This window comes from Bacillus sp. FJAT-22090, from assembly GCF_007676755.1.
Classification (GTDB): Bacteria; Bacillota; Bacilli; order Bacillales_A; family Planococcaceae; genus Psychrobacillus.
In genome coordinates this window covers 22,569-42,272 of sequence record NZ_VEBK01000012.1, presented here as the reverse complement: position 1 = coordinate 42,272, position 19,704 = coordinate 22,569, and the positions used below count along the sequence as shown (strand labels likewise).

Annotated in this window: 18 protein-coding genes and 1 pseudogene; 7 read left to right on the top strand and 12 right to left on the bottom strand. The window is 35.6% G+C overall.

What is annotated here, in order from left to right:
- Nucleotides 1-417: 417 nt before the first annotated feature.
- Nucleotides 418-1,056 (top strand): 2OG-Fe(II) oxygenase, encoded by a 639-nt coding sequence (locus FS486_RS14720; protein ID WP_144512321.1) that lies wholly within the window; start codon nucleotides 418-420, stop codon nucleotides 1,054-1,056.
- 261 nt (nucleotides 1,057-1,317) lie between these two features.
- Here the strand turns inward: FS486_RS14720 and FS486_RS14715 are convergent, their stop codons facing one another.
- The 6 genes from FS486_RS14715 to FS486_RS14690 form a co-directional block, all read right to left on the bottom strand.
- Entirely contained in the window at nucleotides 1,318-2,589 is a 1,272-nt protein-coding gene (locus FS486_RS14715) for a RidA family protein (protein WP_144512319.1), read from the bottom strand.
- Between the two features lie 502 nt (nucleotides 2,590-3,091).
- Entirely contained in the window at nucleotides 3,092-3,481 is a 390-nt protein-coding gene (locus FS486_RS14710; RefSeq protein ID WP_144512317.1) for a hypothetical protein, read from the bottom strand.
- A gap of 136 nt (nucleotides 3,482-3,617) precedes the next feature.
- Nucleotides 3,618-5,711: a HelD family protein gene (locus tag FS486_RS14705; protein ID WP_144512315.1), complete on the bottom strand. Its 2,094-nt coding sequence runs from the start codon at nucleotides 5,709-5,711 to the stop codon at nucleotides 3,618-3,620.
- 150 nt (nucleotides 5,712-5,861) lie between these two features.
- A complete protein-coding gene (locus FS486_RS14700) occupies nucleotides 5,862-7,571 on the bottom strand; it encodes a GMC family oxidoreductase (RefSeq protein ID WP_144512314.1) in 1,710 nt (569 codons plus the stop codon).
- A 34-nt stretch (nucleotides 7,572-7,605) separates the two neighbouring features.
- The gene (locus FS486_RS14695; protein WP_144512312.1) at nucleotides 7,606-8,382 is read right to left on the bottom strand and encodes a gluconate 2-dehydrogenase subunit 3 family protein; all 777 of its coding nucleotides are present in this window, start codon (nucleotides 8,380-8,382) and stop codon (nucleotides 7,606-7,608) included.
- Nucleotides 8,383-8,416: 34 nt separating this feature from the next.
- Nucleotides 8,417-8,674: a hypothetical protein gene (locus FS486_RS14690; protein ID WP_144512310.1), complete on the bottom strand. Its 258-nt coding sequence runs from the start codon at nucleotides 8,672-8,674 to the stop codon at nucleotides 8,417-8,419.
- A 222-nt stretch (nucleotides 8,675-8,896) separates the two neighbouring features.
- On the opposite strand from FS486_RS14690, the gene FS486_RS14685 reads away from it, so the two are divergent.
- Nucleotides 8,897-9,505 (top strand): TetR/AcrR family transcriptional regulator, encoded by a 609-nt coding sequence (locus tag FS486_RS14685; protein WP_144512308.1) that lies wholly within the window; start codon nucleotides 8,897-8,899, stop codon nucleotides 9,503-9,505.
- Nucleotides 9,506-9,561: 56 nt separating this feature from the next.
- Here FS486_RS14685 and FS486_RS14680 read toward each other — a convergent pair whose 3' ends face one another.
- Entirely contained in the window at nucleotides 9,562-10,269 is a 708-nt protein-coding gene (locus FS486_RS14680) for a M48 family metallopeptidase (RefSeq protein ID WP_144512307.1), read from the bottom strand.
- A gap of 117 nt (nucleotides 10,270-10,386) precedes the next feature.
- Nucleotides 10,387-10,575 (bottom strand): hypothetical protein, encoded by a 189-nt coding sequence (locus FS486_RS14675; protein ID WP_144512305.1) that lies wholly within the window; start codon nucleotides 10,573-10,575, stop codon nucleotides 10,387-10,389.
- A gap of 380 nt (nucleotides 10,576-10,955) precedes the next feature.
- Between FS486_RS14675 and FS486_RS14670 the strand changes: the two genes are divergently transcribed.
- Nucleotides 10,956-12,125 (top strand): methyl-accepting chemotaxis protein, encoded by a 1,170-nt coding sequence (locus tag FS486_RS14670; protein WP_144512496.1) that lies wholly within the window; start codon nucleotides 10,956-10,958, stop codon nucleotides 12,123-12,125.
- A gap of 265 nt (nucleotides 12,126-12,390) precedes the next feature.
- Here the strand turns inward: FS486_RS14670 and FS486_RS14665 are convergent, their stop codons facing one another.
- The gene (locus FS486_RS14665; RefSeq protein ID WP_144512303.1) at nucleotides 12,391-13,101 is read right to left on the bottom strand and encodes an endonuclease V; all 711 of its coding nucleotides are present in this window, start codon (nucleotides 13,099-13,101) and stop codon (nucleotides 12,391-12,393) included.
- Between the two features lie 138 nt (nucleotides 13,102-13,239).
- Here FS486_RS14665 and FS486_RS14660 point away from each other — a divergent pair, with 138 nt between their 5' ends.
- From FS486_RS14660 to FS486_RS14650, 3 genes are all read left to right on the top strand, one after another.
- A complete protein-coding gene (locus tag FS486_RS14660; RefSeq protein WP_144512301.1) occupies nucleotides 13,240-14,037 on the top strand; it encodes a helix-turn-helix domain-containing protein in 798 nt (265 codons plus the stop codon).
- Between the two features lie 131 nt (nucleotides 14,038-14,168).
- A complete protein-coding gene (locus FS486_RS14655; protein ID WP_144512300.1) occupies nucleotides 14,169-14,495 on the top strand; it encodes a nucleoside triphosphate pyrophosphohydrolase in 327 nt (108 codons plus the stop codon).
- Complete coding sequence (locus FS486_RS14650) at nucleotides 14,488-16,890, top strand: DEAD/DEAH box helicase family protein (RefSeq protein WP_144512298.1); 2,403 nt, start codon at nucleotides 14,488-14,490, stop codon at nucleotides 16,888-16,890. The genes FS486_RS14655 and FS486_RS14650 overlap by 8 nt, the downstream gene beginning before the upstream one ends.
- Nucleotides 16,891-16,997: 107 nt before the next feature.
- On the opposite strand, the gene FS486_RS20710 is transcribed toward FS486_RS14650, so the two are convergent.
- From FS486_RS20710 to FS486_RS14635, 3 genes are all read right to left on the bottom strand, one after another.
- A complete protein-coding gene (locus tag FS486_RS20710) occupies nucleotides 16,998-17,156 on the bottom strand; it encodes a GmrSD restriction endonuclease domain-containing protein (protein WP_395940860.1) in 159 nt (52 codons plus the stop codon).
- A 791-nt stretch (nucleotides 17,157-17,947) separates the two neighbouring features.
- On the bottom strand, nucleotides 17,948-18,235 hold the full coding sequence (locus tag FS486_RS14640; protein WP_144512296.1) for a hypothetical protein: 288 nt from the start codon (nucleotides 18,233-18,235) through the stop codon (nucleotides 17,948-17,950).
- Between the two features lie 444 nt (nucleotides 18,236-18,679).
- Complete coding sequence (locus FS486_RS14635; RefSeq protein WP_144512294.1) at nucleotides 18,680-18,892, bottom strand: hypothetical protein; 213 nt, start codon at nucleotides 18,890-18,892, stop codon at nucleotides 18,680-18,682.
- Between the two features lie 135 nt (nucleotides 18,893-19,027).
- On the opposite strand from FS486_RS14635, the pseudogene FS486_RS14630 reads away from it, so the two are divergent.
- Nucleotides 19,028-19,674, top strand: a pseudogene (locus tag FS486_RS14630) (SOS response-associated peptidase).
- Nucleotides 19,675-19,704: the final 30 nt, after the last annotated feature.

The following is a 19,704-nucleotide window of genomic DNA, read 5'->3' as shown; positions in this document are numbered from 1 at the left end:
TTTTAACACAAATTTTTAGAATTTTGAATTGTTATTTTTTGAGAAAAAACTTCATTACATGTTTGGATGGATTTGCTCTTTATCCTTAATTAAAACCTCCAAATCGCATAAATTGTAGGTTAGAAATTAGGGACTATTCTTTTTTGGATTCGTCACAAAAAAGTACACAGTGATCCAATTCGTGTTACTCCAATTCCAGAAGTGAACTTTCCGTGCTTCAATAATTACCCTAGCCCAAAATTACATAAAATTCCTTCCGATATTTTTTTCACAAAGTTGTGAATTTTAAAATAGTGCGATAAAATAAAATGAATTTTATTCCAAAAGAAAGTATAAGTGCATACACATTTGAAGTAAAAGACCTTTAAACATCATTACTGTTTTTAAAAATTATATAGTCTAAGAGGGGCTTTGAAGATGATTACGGAGAAAAGAGAGCAAACTATATTTGATCACATTGGAAATAAAATAATTACTGATAGAGAGATTGACATAATTACTAGATTAGAAGAGCCATTGATAATTATGTTAGGAAATGTATTAAGTGATGAAGAGTGCGATGAACTGATCAGATTGTCTAAGGACAAAATGAAACGTTCAAAAATTGGAATGACACGAGAAGTAAATGAACTGAGAACAAGCAGTAGTTCATTTATAGAAGAAAGTGATAACGTAATTGTTACTAGAGTCGAAAAAAGGATCGCATCTATTATGAACATCCCCATAGAACATGGAGAAGGTATTCAAATTCTTAAGTATACTCCTGGTCAAGAGTACAAAGCTCATTATGATTTCTTTTCTTCAACAAGTAAAGCAGCAAACAATAATAGAATTAGTACGCTCGTTATGTACTTAAATGATGTAGAAGAAGGCGGGGAAACTTTATTTCCTAAACTGAATTTTTCAGTGTCACCCAAAAAAGGGATGGCAGTTTACTTTGAGTATTTCTATAACGATCAAAATTTAAACGAGTTAACTTTACATGCTGGAGCATCAGTAATAACTGGTGAAAAGTGGGTCGCAACGCAATGGATGAGAAAACAAAGAGTAAGGTGAAAGTTCTTTTTCAATAAGTCAATTTCGTAACTTTGAATCTTCTTCATATTAATAGATTTCACAAAAGTATTTAGTATCGAAGGTTAAATGACACGCTCCAAAAAAGTTTCATCATATAGACTGACAAGTTATCTATTTTTTTATAAAGCATCAAGATTGTAAAAAAAGGGCGCTATCTCAAAATGAGATAGCGCCTTTTATATGATTAGAATATTGTATTTCGATTAACTTTGATGGATCTTTTTTCAAACAAATGGCCAGTTATGCTTTAGGAGGTGTTCCTTCAGCATTTGCCACAACTGCATCGATTTGGATTAAAGCATCATTAGCTAAAGCTGATACGCCAACTATTCTTCTTGCAGGAACACCGCCTGGGAAGAATGTTTTGTAAGCTTCGTCTACCGCGTCCATATCCGCGATATCTTTCAGGAAGATATTCACTTTAACTACATCATCCATAACGTGGTTGATATCTTCTACAATTGCCTTGATGTTTTTCAAGCACTGTTCAGCCTGCTCTTTTACACCACCAGCTATCATTTCACCCGTTTTTGAGTCCAAAGGTAACTGAGCTGAAAGGTGATTGTAGTGAGAGAACGCTACAGTTTGTGTAGATAGAGAACTCTTTGGTGCATTCTCAGTGTTGTTTGCCCATATAACAATACCATGTCTGTCTTCAATAGCTTGTGGAGGTGTACCATCTCCGTGTGATACCACTGCTTCGATTTGTACCAAAGCATCCATAGGTAAAGCGGAAGCTGCTACTACCGTACGTGCAGGGACATAGGCTACAGCTCTGGCAATAGCAGAGTCTGGGAAAAATGTTGTATAAACTTCGTTTACAGCTTCAGTATCCGAGAGGTTTTTAAGGAAAATATTGATTTTAACAATATCGTCAAAAGGAACGTCGATACTTTCTAAAATTGCCTTGATATTTTTTAAGCATTGTCCAGCCTGCTCTTTTACACCGCCAGTTACCAATCTGCCAGTTTTTGGGTCAATAGGTAATTGAGCTGAAAGATTATTGTAATGGGAAAAAGCTACAGTTTGTGTGGATAGAGAACTTGTTGGTGCATTGGACGTGTTATTTGTAAGCTTTATGAGGTCGCCTGCTTGAGGTGCATTCGGAATTGTACCTTCACCGTGTGAAACAAGCGCTTCAATTTGCACCAAAGCATCCATAGGTAAAGCTGAAACTGCAACTGTTGTCCGTGAAGGAACATATGTTGGGAAAAATGTTTTATAAACTTCGTCTACAGCGTCCAAGTCTTTGATATCTTTAACGAATACCGTGATTCTAACGATATCGCTCATAACATGATCGATGCTGTCTACAATTGCCTTAATATTATTAAAGCACTGTTCAGCTTGCTCTTTTATACCACCAGCGACCATTTTACCTGTTTTTGGATCGATAGGTAATTGCGCTGAAAGATTATTGTAATGAGAAAAAGCTACAGTTTGTGAATATAGACCGTTACCATTTGGTGCATTTTCCGTGTTTTTTGCTGATACTGCGTTATAACCGCTCATGAATGTTATTCCCCTTTTAAAATATATATTACTCAAAATATGCACTCAAAAAACCGGTCTAAACCATATCCATATTTGCATAGACAAAAACAGATTCGTCGTGAGAAACGTGTTCGAACAAAACCGCAATAATAACTTGCATCCTTGTTATAACAAAACTTTAATACCTGAGTTCAGTTGTGAAACTTGAGTTAGTAACCTTTGAGTGGTTACACAGGTTGCAATTATAGCAGGCTTTCCTTCGTTTTACTACATGTTTCTTGTGAATTGTTTTAGAGTTGTGTTTTTTTCCGCACAACCACAGTTATGACCAAAAACCAAAAGATAAATTCATTTCAGAAACAATTATTACTCATTTAGGGTCTTCTATATTTCCCATCATCTATTTTTTCCTTAGCTGCTTTGCTTCTTCAATCTCTACTTCTGTTAAATAAACAGATTTGAACGTATACCTCCACTTATATTTTTTACAAAAAAGCAACAATTATGTGGCTTCTTTTAACTATTTCTTGTTGAGTAACGCTAGCTTCGCTTTAGATGGTGTTTCATATTTGACATGCACTCCATTTAAAGTGCTATTTTGTATAATATAATACTCCCCACCTACTGCATACATGGGAACATATCCATCTGGTGTTTTTGTAGAGTATACTCGATACACTTCGCCAGGTTTCAAAGCACGGACGGCACCTCCATCAACCGAAGGGTCTTTACCTATATGCAATAGTGATGTCTCTTTTAAGATGGTAACCCGTCCAATTTGGCCCTTTTTTAGCTCCATATTGTCCCACATAACTTTTGAAGGGTTGGCCGCACTTACAGATCCTCCAGAAGCAAAAGGCAATGGGATGAGTATCATGGTAGCAGCAATGATTTTCAATAAATTTTTCATTATATTGTATTCTCCTTTTCTATTAAATGTGGTAAACATATCATGAACTTTCGTTTTAATGATGTTTATGCGTTTGTTTATTATCAAAAAAGAGGACCCTCTAACATACCACGGAGCAATCCTCTTCAACCATCTATTAATTACTTTCGTAAAATTCTTTCGGTATTCGTTGAATTAATGGGGAAGCTTCACCTGAATAGAATATACGTAAATCGTGGAGAGACCTCGTGCAGCCTACATATAATAACTTGGCATCATAATTTGAATCTTTATAGTGAATTGCGTCCACATCTATAAGTAGCACTGCATCGAATTCCAAGCCTTTCGCTAAATACACGGGTACGACAGAAATACCACCTTCGTATTTTCTTTGATTTGCTTCAATGACGTTCACATCAATCCCTGATTCTTGTAACTTTTCATATATAGAAAGGCATTCAGCTTCTGTTCTACCTATAATTGCAATCGTTTTAAGATTTTCCTTTTGTAAATCTTGTAGTACGTGAATAATTTCGGTCATTTGATCATCTGTAACGATCACTTTCACTTTTTCACCGCTACGAAAAACTGGGGTTGCTAGACCTACTGGGACTTCGGCTTGTTTAATAACCTCATTTGCAAATTCGATAATTTCCTTTGTAGAACGGTAGCTTCTCGTCAGTTCATAATAACCAGTCTCTTTAAACACTTCTTTAAAATCATTCCAATCCTCTATACCTTGATAATTATAGATTGCCTGAGATAAATCACCTAAAATAGTAAACGAATTGCCTAGTGTATTCTCTTTTAATATAGAAATTTGAAACGGTGAAAAGTCTTGTGCTTCATCGATGACAACATGATGGAATTTTTGTTTGCTTTCTATTCCTGTTAACTGCTGATGGATATAGACGAGCGGTGCTAAATCTTCTACATGTACTTCTCTTTTTTGGCAATTCTTCGCTGTTTCTCGAACAAGCTCTTCAGGTAATAGTTCTACTATGTCTGGTCGATTCATTAAGGATTTATAAAATGATAAAGCGCTCATTTTTGGCCAAAACTTCATATATGCATTCAATCGATTGTTCGCTTCTTTTTTCAATAGCTTCTTCTCATCGGTTCCGTCGAACTTTTTCAGTTCTATTTCTATCCAACGCTTGATTCGTGCAACTAATCGTTCCCTACGCTTTGTTAATGGATAATGCTTATATTCAAGTATCCACTTCTTAATTTCATCTATTGTTATGACAGCTTGATCCCATAGTTCTAAATTAGTTGCTGGTACGAGACTTTCTTCAAATTGAGTGAGACATTTTTCAATGAATGATTGAAACTTGAGTGACCCCTTTAATTTACCCTGCATAACTTTATGATTGTCTCGATTAATGGAAAAGGCTTCTCTTAACTTGTCTTCTGGCTGTTTTAATTTCACTGCATTATCTAAAAGACGCAACGCCCACTCTGGAAAAGTAGTTTGTTTAATATTACCTACTCCTAGTTCAGGAAGTACACCAGAAATATAATCTAAAAACAAACTGTTTGGAGCGAAAATAATCATTCTATCTGCTTGTAGCTGTTCACGATATTCATAAATTAAAAAAGCAAGGCGATGTAAAGCGACAGTAGTTTTCCCACTCCCTGCAACCCCTTGTATCAATAATGGACTATTTTTCTCAGCTCGAATAATTTCATTTTGCTCCGATTGTATCGTGGAAACGATATCTTTTAACTTATTATCTTTGCTTTCCCCTAATCGGTACAAGAGAAATTCATCTGTTAGGGATACATCCTCACTTCCTTTTACATACGTGTCCACAACACGCTCCAGCTCTCTTTTACGAATGGCGATGTTTCTTTTTAAATAGACTTCTCCCTCTACTAATCCATCAGGCGATTGATAAAAAGCCAGTTCTTCTCCACCATTGAACGAATAAAACATACTCGCCACTGGTGCACGCCAATCAATAACTATTGGTTTTTTCGCTTCCTCATCCGAAACACCGACTTTCCCAATATATAATGGATTTGGCTCGAGCTGTCCATCCTCCTTAAAATCTAAACGTCCAAAGTATGGCTCCTGTGCACCAATTCGTAAGTTTTGCCGATTGATTTCCCTCATATCTTCAAGAACTTGCTCGGTATAGTTATCTCCATAGTAAACTGGAATACTTTCTAGCTTGTGTATTCGGTCATCCAGTGTAGACAAAACTTCTTGCAATCTCTTAAATTCCTCTTCATATATAGTGCTCATTATGATACTACCCCCTAACCTTTCTAAAATTTCAGTCGAATTACAATTGTATAAAATATGTAGATAGAAAGTCAATAAAATTCGGTATCTATGTAAGAAAAAAAAAGAGAATCAAGCTATACCTGATTCCCTTTTTGTATATGGTAAAAATTAAACTAATAAGTTACCTTCTTTTAAATACTTTTCAATGCCTTCAGCAGCACGATAAGCTAAAGCACCTAGAGTACCTGTTGGATTTACACCAGATTGGTTTGCGAAAGTAGATGCACCTAATACAAATACGTTATTCACATCCCAAACCTGTGAGTAATTATTTACTACAGAGGTTTCAGGATCTGCTCCCATAATTGTTCCTCCAACGCTATGTTCTGGAACAAACGCACCGATATTATAATCACCCATTTGATCAAAAGCCATCGTTTGATCAGCTCCCAAATTCTCCATAATTTCTAAACATTTTTGCGTCATAAATTTATGGGCGTTATGATCTGTTTGTGCGTAATTTACCGTCATACGAAGTAAAGGCATCCCATATTCGTCTTTATAAATTGGGTCTAAGCTTAAATAGTTGTATCGGTTTGGCATCATTGGCGTTTGAGAGAAAACCATCATTTGACGATTATAATAGTAAAGTGACTGTTTCTTAAACTCCTTCCCCCAGCCAGGTGTGCCAAGCGGTACAAGGTTACTTCCGATAGGACGATTGCCAACTTGTGTTGTAGAAATACAACCACCATGCAGGAAATCTAAATCTGTATGGTCAAAGAAATCTCCATGATAATCATCTAAAGATACGCCTAGTGCACCAGCTCCCGCATAATCATTGAATTGTTCATTGTCAAAGAAGCCAAATGCCATGCTTAGAAAATGATCCGCGTAATTTTTACCTACGGCACCCGTTTGTGTGGTAGGATCGTAAGGCTTTCCAACCTTAGAGTTTAATAGTAGTTTCGTATTCGTAAATGTATATGCAGATAAAATAACAACTTCCGCTTCTTGTATGAATTCTTCCCCTGTTTGCACATCGATATAGCGAACGCCTGATGCCTTCCCATTTGAATGAAGTACTTCCAACACGTTAGAATGAGGGCGCAATTCAAAATTCCCTGTTGCATGTGCTACTGGCAATACAGTTACAAGTGGATCTGATTTTGCACCGTACTCACAACCAAAATGGTCACAAAAAGCACAGTACTCACAAGCCCCTCGTTTAATGCCATCTGGATTCTCATAAGCTTGTGAAAGATTTCCAGACGGACTGACAAAGGGGTGTAGACCCATCTTTTCCGTTGTCTCAATAAACCTTTTCATTTTTGGGGTTTTTATCATCGGCGGATTCGGGTATTCCCAACTACGTGGACGGAAATGATTTGCTTCACCTGAAGTTCCAGCCATCATCACAAACTTTTGGTAATACGGATCAATCATTTCTTCCGTAATGCCCCAATCTTGAAGTGTCATGTCCTCAGGAATTTTGTTTTCTCCATAACGTTCGATTGTTTTCGTACGGATTTGAAAGTCATAATCTAAAAATAAGTGAGTAAATCCATTCCAGTGAACACCAGCGCCACCAACGCCTGTACCTAATGAGAAGGCAGACATTTTTCGCATTGGTAATGCTTCTTCTGAATCCTTGTTGCGGAATGTTAGCGTATCTTTTGATAAATCTTGCATTAATTCTTTTCGTTGAGCGAATTTCAATTCATCGTGACCAGTTAAAAAATCGGAAGTTTTGCGGTCTTTCCCACGTTCTAATCCGACAACTTTAAATCCTTTTTTCGTAAGTTCTGCTGAAATGATTCCTCCCGCCCAACCTACTCCTACGACTACTGCGTCTACTTTTGGTAATTTTGTAACCATTTTTAGCACCTCTATATTCCTATTCTTCTATTACTTAATGCATAGAGCTTAAACTTTGTGGTTCGTATACGATAAATTCTTCTTTTTCCATAACTGCTTTAAAGGACATTTGATGACCTGGATAATTTTTGAGTTTCCATCCACCCATACCTTTATTACCACCATACATCGGATCGGAATAGAGACCTTCTAATGTTAAGTTTTTCAACATATTAAAAAATTGATTGGATGTAATACCTGTAATTAGGACTTTATTTTCCCCTGAGATATTTTCAAAATCCATGAGAATTGCATCTTGTTGTTCTGCTGTCAACTCATTAAATCGAGCGTTTTCATAATTAGATTTTGTATAATTTTCTAGAGCAGTTAACCCCATCATGAAAATTTCTGCATTCTTTTGGCGTCCTTGGTAACCTTGTGTAGCAGTTCCAACTTTAAAAGGTCCCGTCATATACTCTTTAGCACTAAGTCCCCAAGGCGAAGCCAATTGATGATCTATAAACATTGCAACCCCTAATGATTTAGCTCCTGGGCCTAATTCATCTTCTGGAAAAATACGTTCAGCAGCAGCCTCGACAACATTGTATTGTTCGAGTGTTAGGAACATTAACGCTTCGTTTGGATTAGCAGAAGATACGGTAGCATTGTGTTGATGTGTTTCAGTAGTTGTTGATGTCTCCTTGTTTACGAGTAGACTCCCCAATGCTCCACCTAAAACAACCCCACCTACTGTCAATCCAGAGTTTTTGATAAAGGTACGTCTAGAAGAACGTTTGTCCAAAACTGAATTTTTCTTTTCTTGTTCTGACATATAATACCCTCCTATTAAGGTAATGATTTTCTTATTAATGTATTATTTCGCTCCAATTGTAGATAAGCGTATGAGCAATCGAAAAAACTAACAATGAAGCAACAAAAAGTATGTACTTTCTTCCAGACCAACAAAGAACAATAATCGATAAACCGATTCCTGATCCTAAAAGTGCAAACCAGGGATATGGACTTTGGTAAAAAAAGAGCAATAATGCAAAATCAGCAACTATGAAAAGAGCTAAGAAACATTCATTTAGCATTCTTAGTTCCTCTAAATTGTATTTAGTCATGCTTATTCAACCTCTCCAACGATTCTATTTAACACCGTGTAAAATAAGTCAAAATAATATTAACATTATGTTCAATAGTTCACAATAGAAAATTTCATTATTATAGAATATTATTTCAGGTGAGAAATGGAATAATAAAAAACCAACACAAATATTTGTATTGGTTTTTTATGCTATAATCTATGGTAAATTAACTTTGGCAATAGTTATTAGGAGGACGTCATGCAAGAAAGTTTAGACCCTAGGCAATTGAAATCCAAAAAGAAAATACATGAAGCTCTACTAAAAATATTAGCTAAGTCAAAAGAAACAATATCGGTAAAAGAAGTTTGTGATGAGGCAGGGATAACACGTCCCACCTTTTATAAGCATTATAATGATATTCCTTCCTTAATGAATTGTATGTCAGAGGATGTATTACAAGACTTAAGAGACTCCCTCATCATTAGAAAAAAGATATTGATTGAAGACGTAACATTTAATGAACTGCCAATTAATATGATTGCCTTATTCAATCATATTCAAAAGCACCATGTTTTTTACGAAATATTTTTGATTTTGAAACATGACCCCCACTTTGTCAATGAAGTCAAAATCATACTAGAAGAGTTTATATCGATAGGCTTACATTACTCGACACCAAATGAAGAAAAACTAGTTTTGCCACTTAGTCTTCTTATAAGTTACGTAACAGGTGCTTATTTGGAAAGCATTATTTGGTGGATAAAAAATAATTATTCCTACTCCCCAGAACAAATGACTTTAATGCTACTAAAAATTTCTATCAAAGGTCCATATACAGATGACATGGGTCGCTTTGTGAGAGACTGACTATGTGGTACCAGGTTCTAATACAATTCAGAATTGTTTCAGAGCCTGGTACCTTTCTATATAGTCATTTTCCAGCTTGATAACTCTAACCATTTTTCCTGCTCCTTATAATCGGGCATTATTTTCCCAACAAGGCGCCAATAGGAGCGGTCGTGGTTTAGATGGACCATATGACACATTTCGTGAACGACTACATACTCTATTACCTTAAGAGGTGCCATTGCAAGTCTCCAATTAAATGTTAGCTGCAGCTTGGAATCACAGGTTCCCCAGTTACTTTGGCTATCAGTAATACGTATTGAACGTGGTTTTACTTTATAGTTGCTTTGATAGGATGCGATACTTTTCTCCACTAACGCTTTACACTGCTGATAATAAAAACGTTTTAAAGCTTGTTTTATCTTTGCATCATCTAGCTGCTTCACATATATATGCAACTGATCCTCTTCAAACACTACATGGTCTTTCGTAATATGTATATCGTGATGAATCCTTATAGGATAGCTGTTTCCTAAATAAAGAAAGCGCTCCCCATGATCATAGACCTTTTTCTGTGGTCCAAGTAGTCTATCCTTCTGTTCTTTAGACTTTTGTTGAATAAGCTGCCAATTATCCTCTAATAATTGAATCACACTATCCAAGGCTGTCCCTTTCGGAGCCAGCACTTCAAGATTTCCATAAGCATCCATAGTAATTCCTATAGTTGTCCGCTTTTTGTAAGTTATTTCAAATTGAATAGTCTCACCTAAATAGTTATGTATCATTTCATCACCTGTATGTTAGAGTTAATGCTGAATTTCTTTCTCATTTTACCATGTTTTATACTTTTTAAAAAAAGACGTAGCCACACCTTCTCGGTGAAGCAACGTCTTTTTTTCTACTTAATCATACCCTCTCAATAATCGTTTTCGACGATTCGTTGCATTTCTTGCTTCCGTTTCCTTGGCTATCTGCTCTTTCCGTAATTGCCCATTTACGCGTGGGTCCTGTGATCGCATTGTATCCCATCCAGTCGGCCCAACTATTTTACTTACTTTCTTTATTTCCCTTTCAAAAAACAACATGTCCATTCCTCCCTCCTAAAAATTAATCAAAGAAGACAATTAATATAATCCGTCCCCTCTCCCTAAAATATGCTAGTAATTAAGACATATAAAGGTGATGCGCACAGTGAAAAGGAATTTAGTGAGACATGCAATGCAAAAAGTTTCTTTTTTTAAGGTTTGTTTAAGGTGGATCATGAATAATGACATAACATAACACAATACAAATTTATAAGGTGGCTTTAATAGAATGAAAAAAATATCTACAAAAATTATTCTCTTATCATTAATTAATTCCATAATTGTCGCAGTAATTAACGTAAGCGCATCCATCTTAATGCGTACTAGTAATAGTGAAATGTCCGTTGCAAAGGAAGAAACCGCGCAACAAATGGCAGTCTGGATTGATGATTCCTACCCCAGTATTATGGGGGTTATGTATTTCTCTAGTAATTGGCGTCATTTTATCCTATATCTTAGGAAAAGCAATTGAAAAACCGATCGTGAAAGTAACACAGTTTGCCGAAAAAACGGCTAATTTAAATTTAGTGGATACCGACGATGAATTAGAAAAACTGTTAAACATCAAAGATCAAACGGGAGATATGGCAAGAGCATTATATGAAACAAGAAAAGTACTCAAGGACATCGCTTCCGAATTACAATTGGTATCTTCCACTGTGACCAATCATTCGGAAAATTTAACAAAAAATACAGTTGAAAATGTGGAGTCTATCACACAAGTCGTCACAACAATCGATCAACTCGCTGCGGGGAATTCAAAGCAAGCCCAGACAATGAGTGACATTACTGGGAAGCTATCAAATGTGGTTGCTTTAATAGATGCGATGACAAAGAAAACGTCTGTTAATGCAGAACAAGCTGCTCAATCAATTGATTCAATTATGGAGGGACAAACGAGTGTTGACATGCAGACGAAAAAAATGGATGAATCCATTCGAGTTTCAACTGAAGTCAATCGTTCTGTTAACGATCTAAAAGAAATGATTGAAGAAGTCACAGGATTTGTCGGCATTATTACATCGATTGCAGGACAAACGAATTTGTTAGCACTAAATGCATCAATTGAAGCGGCTAGAGCAGGTGAGGCTGGCAAAGGTTTTGCAGTAGTAGCAGATGAAATAAGAAAACTAGCCCAAGAGACATCTAAATCAGCAAGTGAAATCACCATCATTATCGAAAAAACGGCAGACAAGACAGATTTAGCTGTTCTGAACTTCGAACAATCAAATAAACTAGTAGATGAGCAAAGAGAAGCTTTAAAAATTACAGAAGAAGCGTTTAATAAAATTAAGCGTATGTATGAAGGAATTGTCGATGGTTTTAAACAAACTGCAGCAGCTATGAATACCGTTAATGAAGATTCTCAAAATGTATCCAGTCAAATTCAAGAGGTAACATCACAAATAGAAGATTTTGCAGCAAGTACCGAAGAAATCGCAGCAACAGGACAAGAACAACTAGCCTCTACTGAAACTATCGCTACTTCTGCGAAAGAGTTAGATGGATTAGCTATTCAATTAAATGAACAGATTAATAAGTTTAAGACGAAATAAAATAAATGCAATAATGATAGACCGGTCTTGGACATGATAGAGTAATCATATATCCTCATACTTGAAAAAAGGAAAATATAGACATATAATAAGAATAACATGTGAGTACAATAAAAAAAGACCATTCGATGTTTGCGCATCAAACGGTCCAATATAATAGTAGGTTCCCTTCAAGGGGATTGGCTATTGATTAGGTAGTAACCCATCAGAGCACTCAACTCAAGGATGGGTTATTTTTTATGGTTAAATGAAAGAATTGATACAATTAATGCTGCGAACATTTCTCCATTAGCTGCTTTCTTATTTTATGTGTTTCTAAATCTGCCAATCTAACGGGGATAGGTAAACGACTCTCATTATTGATACATTTCATCACAACTTCCATACTTGTATCTAAATCAATCCAGTTCCCACAAGAAACAAAAATGGGTTTAACATTTTTGGTTGTTCTCAAAGCTCGGCCATAGACTTCATTATTTATTACAATATTGGTGTAAGAGCCTGTTAAATTCGCTGGCATCATAAAATCTTCATTCTGGATTTTAAGATAACTTTTTGCCACTCCAATAGTTGGTTTATTTAAAAAGAATGAGGCATGAGTAGCAATACCCATGTGTCGATCATGTAAATAACCATTTCCATCAAACATATATAGATCTGGTTGCTTCGATAGCTTTTTAACTGCCTCTATCACTAAAGGCAATTCTCGAAATGCAAGAAAACCTGGAATGTAAGGGATTAGTATTTCTCCATAACTGTACACTTTTTCGACAATTGCCTTTGTACGATAATCAATAATGACAATACAGCATGCACCGTACTTCCTTTCATTCATGTCCCAGTAAGACAAATCTACTCCCGCAATAAATTGTATATTCTCTCTTTGAAAATTATTTTCTAATTTAATTTTAGGAAATAATTCACGTTGAATTTTCGAAAACTCCTGTATTAATTCATTTCCATCAAAGTTATTCATTATCATCACACCGTTTCTACCTTTCCAGTAGTATACTCTGAACAATGATTCTAACACACGACACAAATTAAAACTTTTCCTTCCCCTGTCCACTTTTCGACTACTTCTTTCTATATAGAAGGTAAAGGGGGAATTCTAATGACTCACTACTTACAAAAACACGCTCGTTTCAATTCCATAGCAGAAATGGATGAGGCTGCTGCAAAACATTGCGCATTCCATCGATATGAACTAAACAAATCAGACCATCTGGTGCTCGATGTGATCCGCAGGTATTCGGTGAAATATGGAGCTGCCCATTTAAAACACGCAACGATTGAAACAGCGATCGGCAAATCGAACGCGACTGTTCGTCGAGCAATCCGAAAGCTTGAACAGCTTGGCATTATTCAACGCATTCACTATGTACGCCCTGTCATGAGTGGGCTAGGTGCGAACATCTATATTATTTTACCCTTCGATGATCAGGGGAGTTTGAACAGTCGAGAAGATGCCGACACCCCGCATGACGACGAGGAAAATGAGCCAATTTCTGAGAAAGAACCGTTATTCTTAAAATCTTCTTTTAAAGATCTTACTAACACGTCTCCTATGGAATCGAAAAAGTTATCCACAAGTCTATTTAGCAGAATGAAAGAATTACTTTCAAGTACAATTGGAGAAACAAAAAAAGCACGCAATTTCTTCGGCATTCACCGTTCTTTATCAAGTGAAATGCTGCGTTTTGATATTTATAAAAATGATGGAGACATTTTTGATGACCTAGCCTATCATGCACTGAAAATTACAGTGACGGCAACCAAGCGAAAACAAATACGTAACTTGCCTGGATATTTCAAAGGCGTGCTTAACAAATTAATTGATGAGACATATTTTAAGGATATGTTTATGTATTTTGACGTTCCAGTAGAAAACTTTTATATTCCGGGGAATTAGGGGCTAATATGAAATAAGGGTTCCAGATGGGAGTCCATTCACGCGCCTTTCGTTCTCCAGTTAAAAACAACCAAAAAAGCTGATTTTCTTGTTAGCCAGGATTATAATAAAGAGAAAAAGGGGGTTGTCCAATGCCAGTTTATAACAAATTAGTACGCGACCTAATACCACAAGTTATCGAAAAATCGGGTAGCAAGTTCACTACACGTACATTAGATCCTTCCGAACACTTAACAGAAATAAAGAAAAAATTATATGAAGAAATACAAGAATTCCAAGAAACGAAGAACCACCAAGATGCCCTTGAAGAACTAGCAGACATTTTGGAGCTCATTCATGCTGCGCTTCCAATTCATGAAGCGACTTATGAAGATTTAGAGAAAATCCGTATTGCTAAGAAAGAAAAACGCGGTGGATTTAAGGATGGAATTTATTTGATAGAGGTGGAGGATGAATAAGTTACGGCTTATTACGTCGAATCTTATTCATGACTTAACAAAGCTATCTGCTGAAGCATCTAGTATTTATTGGATAACAGCTTTTGCTATGAAATCAGGTGTGAAGCTAGTGCTACCTTCGTTAAAAGAAGCACTAGCAAGAAACTCGGAACTCAAAATATTAATTGGGGATTACTTATATATTACACAACCCCAAGCCCTGGAATTACTTCTACAGGAATTACCTGGAGCAGAAATTAGGCTACATAAAAGTTATGGTACTTCCTTCCACCCGAAGGCCTATTTGTTTCGCTCAGAAATAAACAATCATCTAATTGTTGGATCATCTAATTTATCTGCCTCGGCTCTGCAAAAAGGAATTGAGTGGAGTCTATATGCACCTGCAGAAATGAGTGGATCTGTTTTTGAGGAAGCAACAGATGAATTTATGAAACTGTTTTATTCCGAAGCTACTATTGCCTTAAACAAAGAAACACTAGAAACTTATGCAACTGCATATGAACAAGCAAATCTTCCAATTCCTTTAAGCCAAAAATGGACCGAGTCAGAAGAACAAGAAGTCATGTTTGGTCCCTCTTCTCCCGAATCTACTATTCAAGAAAAGGTAGAGCCATACATTACAGAAACGACCAAGCTCACACCACGTCCAGCACAGGTTATGGCGTTAGATGCATTACAGGAAACTATGCAGGATGAATATGACAAAGCACTTGTCGTTCTAGCAACAGGACTTGGAAAAACCTATTTAGCAGCGTTCTTCGCAGAGCAATTCAAGCGAGTGTTATTTGTTGCGCACCGTGAAGAAATACTACACCAAGCAAAGGCTTCATTCTTACATGTTCATCCAGATAAAACTGCTGGAATATATAATGCTATTGAGAAAAATAAAGATGCTGACTTTGTCTTCGCATCTATTCATACGCTATCTCAAAAATTCCATCTAGAGCAATTTGATCCACAAACATTCGATTTAATCGTAGTAGATGAATTTCACCATGCAACTGCTCCAAGCTACGAACGAATGTTGGACTACTTTAAACCTAAATTTCTACTCGGAATTACTGCAACACCTGACCGTTTAGACAATAAAGACGTCTATAGCATCTGTGATGGAAACATCGCGATCCGCATCCACTTTATCGACGCAATCCAGCGAAACTGGCTCTCTCCATTTCATTATTACGGAGTTTACGACGATACAGACTACTCCCAAATTCGTTGGATTGGAACAGGCTATGACGAGGAAGAATTGTCTCGCGTTCAATTAAGAGAAGAAATGGCTGATAGGATATTACAGGCATGGTTAGAGCGGAAACAAACAAGAACAATTGGCTTCTGCTCTACTGTGAGACAAGCTAACTTCTTAAGTAATTACTTTACACAAGCGGGATTTAAATCTATTGCATTAAGTGGAACTACTCCTAGAAATGAAAGATTAAAAGCTAAACAATATCTAGAAGCAGGGCAGCTTGATATCATATTCACAGTCGATTTATTTAACGAAGGTGTAGACATTCCATCTGTCGACACCCTCCTATTTGCGCGACCAACAGAATCGATTGCAGTGTTCACGCAGCAAATTGGGCGAGGCTTGCGCATTGCAGAAGGTAAATCTCACTGCGTAATAATTGACTTAATAGGAAATTATCGAAACGCAGACACAAAACTAACAGTATTCACTACAGATTTAACTGATAAAGTAGCTTTAAAAACAATTCAAACTAGCCTACCAAGTCTTTGCACTTTTCACCTGGGGACAGAAATTATCGACTTAGTAAAAGAAATGGCAAGAAAATCAGCGTCTCATAAACAGAGGATTATTTATGAATATTTCAGATTGAAAGAAGAAATGGGAACTCAACCAACCTACCTCGACTATCATCTGAAATCAGGAATCATCGCTTCTAATGTTAGAAGAGAATTCGGTTCGTATGTGGGGATGTTAAAAGAAGCTGGGGAATTGAATGTGCAGGAATTAGAAGCTTTTGATTTATATAAGGATTGGCTAGAAGAAGTTGAAAAAACAGCGATGTCTAAAAGTTATAAAATGGTGTTGCTGAAATACATGCTGTCAAGAGGTGTAGATCATTGGTGTAAACCATTGAAAGCGCAAGATGCTGCCCCCTACTTTCACGATTACTTAACATCCAAAGAGTATAGAAGAAAGATTGATGTTATTGACAGTGATTTGAAAAATGTTGCTTCCCTTATTAAGCGAATGCCTATGACGAAGTGGAGTGGATCTTCGAAAGGGAAAACTACTTTTGTTGATGGAGAGTTTGCTTTGAATTTTGATGTTGTAGAATCTTTTAATGGGATTGTTTATGAATGGACTAAGGAGATTTGTGGATTTAGGTTGCATTGGTATTTTGAGAGAAAGGGAGAAAAGGTGTAAACCTATACCTAAGTTTGCACGTATATTCTCCAATAAAAGTGCTCTCTACTTCATTCTATTAAGGACTGAGAAACCACTCAGTCCTTACTCTCAATTCTGTTATTTAATTAATTAGAATCTTTTCCAAAGTATGTCCAGATTTTTAGAAATCTTTTAAACAAAATATCCGAACGATCTATTATGCTTTCTTCATCCCATAAATCATAATTGCATAAATCCTTATTCATTTGAATGTTACTTTTCTGATAATAATTCTTTTTCTTCAATTGTTGACAATTTACTTTTACACATATTATAATGTCTTTAATTATATTTTAAATATGAGCATCCTCTTTCCTTGCTATCATTTGCAGGGCTGGAATTGCTCTTGACTTAACCCTTTCCCCGCTACCATTTTGCAGGGCTGGGGGTTTTTATTTTGTAATTGAATCTCCTTAATTCATATTATTACGTAAAATTCGAAAAGCCTTTTTTAATTTTAGAAGCTATTAAATGATTACAGCATATACTTTAAAATGGCTGTTCCGTGTCAAAATCACATTGTTGAATACTTTGTTGAGATTATTCGTGCTAAATTTGAAACTCAATTTTAGCAAAAAACGTAACTCTAACTATAAAATAGTAAAATATTAATGATAACTTACTCTTCAATATTTAGTTGTGTATTGCAAAATAATTATTCATAAAAATGCAAGATACTGATGCGAGGAACTGTAAAAAAAATACATAGTGTTTTAAGGAAGATTTTACATTGAGATGTGGGTATGGTGCCTGCTTTTGCTATAGCCAGATTCCCATGGTTTCTGGCTTCTAGGCTCATAAATTTATGCCCACAGAGACTTCATTTCAAATCAATTTGGACTATGTAAAATACTTGGCAATACTATGAATGCGTTCTTTATAATTCTCTGTAGTTACTTTTGCAAAATATAATACTTTTTAGAGTTGTCTTTAACAATATCAAGAAGAACACCTACTTCACCATATTGTTCCTTATCAAATTTAACAATACATTTTTTTCCTTGTCATATCTACTAATTATCTCTTCCACTTAATCTTACTTTAATAGTTCAGCCAACTGTTTAATCGTCATATTAGCAAGTTGTTCAAGTTCTATATTTGCAATACTGCCGCCACTAATTATATAGTTCACTCTTTTAGAATTATCTACATTAATTACTTCTTCAAACTGCGAAATTCCATCGTTAAAATAGTAAAAATACATACCTAACTGATCTCTACTAAACACTATATTAGGTGCTAATAAATATCCTTTTTCATTAAAATAAATTATCTTACCAGCCACTGCATCATAGTCTGAATACTCAATACTAATTTCCCTCATAGATACTTTATCCCCTTGTATTTAAAATTGAATTATATGACTTAATAATGAAATTACTGATTTATGTATACGAGATGGCGGGAGTCGAACCGCTCTCTATTGTAGACCTTATAAAACCAACGTTTGTTGGCTTTTTAGAACTTTTTTAAAATCTCTAAACGCCATTTCACTAAATTAGTGTTGCGGGGACAAAATTAAACTAATTTAGTAAATAATAAAGCTTGTCCACTGTTCAAGTGTAACATTTCATATTGTATCGCTGAAACTTCTGTAGTTTTTCCAATAGACTATCAAAATGGAGTACATTTCAATATGATGGCCCAGCTTCTAAACCTTTAATAAATGTAAAAGCTTTAAATAAATCCTCTTCAAATCCTCCAAACAGTTTTTTCTTCATGATGTAATCTGTAGAATTATATTTTAAAAGTGTTGTACCAAACATCACTAAATGAAAAAAACATAATCAGCATGATTCTCAAAATCAAACTCTTTTTTAAATCGTATTGGATCTTTATTATTTTCATATTGATCTATCATTGATAAAGAATGAACAAAAAGCTGAAGTATTTTTTCTTCCATCAATTCGCGAATTAATATGCCTCCTGCATCTTGTCCCAACAACTCTAATTTATCTTCATTAAAAGTTTTAAATTTCATATAGCTTCTACTCCCTATAAATTTTATATCCCACTCATCTATTATTCTTCACAACATACATTTGTTCCTGCATTATCTATGATTCTTCACGATATGTTATATTAAAGTAAATTGAATTCGAAAAGGAAGGATAGTATGTGTGGTCGTTACACGCTATTTGCAGACTTTGAGCAGCTAATAGAACGCTTTGATGTGAATGCAGCATTTGATGAAGAATTCTCCCCCCTAACTATAATGTAGCTCCTTCACAGTCCGTTTTAAGCAACCGGAAGGGGAAAATAAAATGGGGGTTGATACCCGGATGGGCAAAGGATGAAAAAGTTTCCTACAAAATGATTAATGCACGTTCGGAAACAGTAGATGAAAAGCCGAGTTATCGAAATGCTTTTATTAAAAGAAGATGTTTAATACCAATGGATTCCTTCTATGAATGGAAAAAGCATGAATCTAGTAAGATTCCTATGCGAATATAGATGAAATCAGATGAAGTTTTTCCGGTTGCTGTTTTATGGGAGTCATGGAAATCTCCAGAGGGGAATATGATTCATTCCTGTACGGTACTGACAACGGAAGCAAACTCTTTAGTATCTGATATACATGACCGTATGCCTGTGATTCTAAGGCGTGAAGAAAAGATTTGGTTAAATACTAAACTACAAGAAAAAGAATCGTTAAAAAGGTTGCTAGTCCCTTATGATGCATCTCTTATGGAGGCTTATGCTGTTTCTAGTGAGGTGAATTCGCCGAAGAATAATCACGGAGGATTATTAAACTCTTTATAAGGGTTGCGTCAGGAAAATGCGGATTTACAA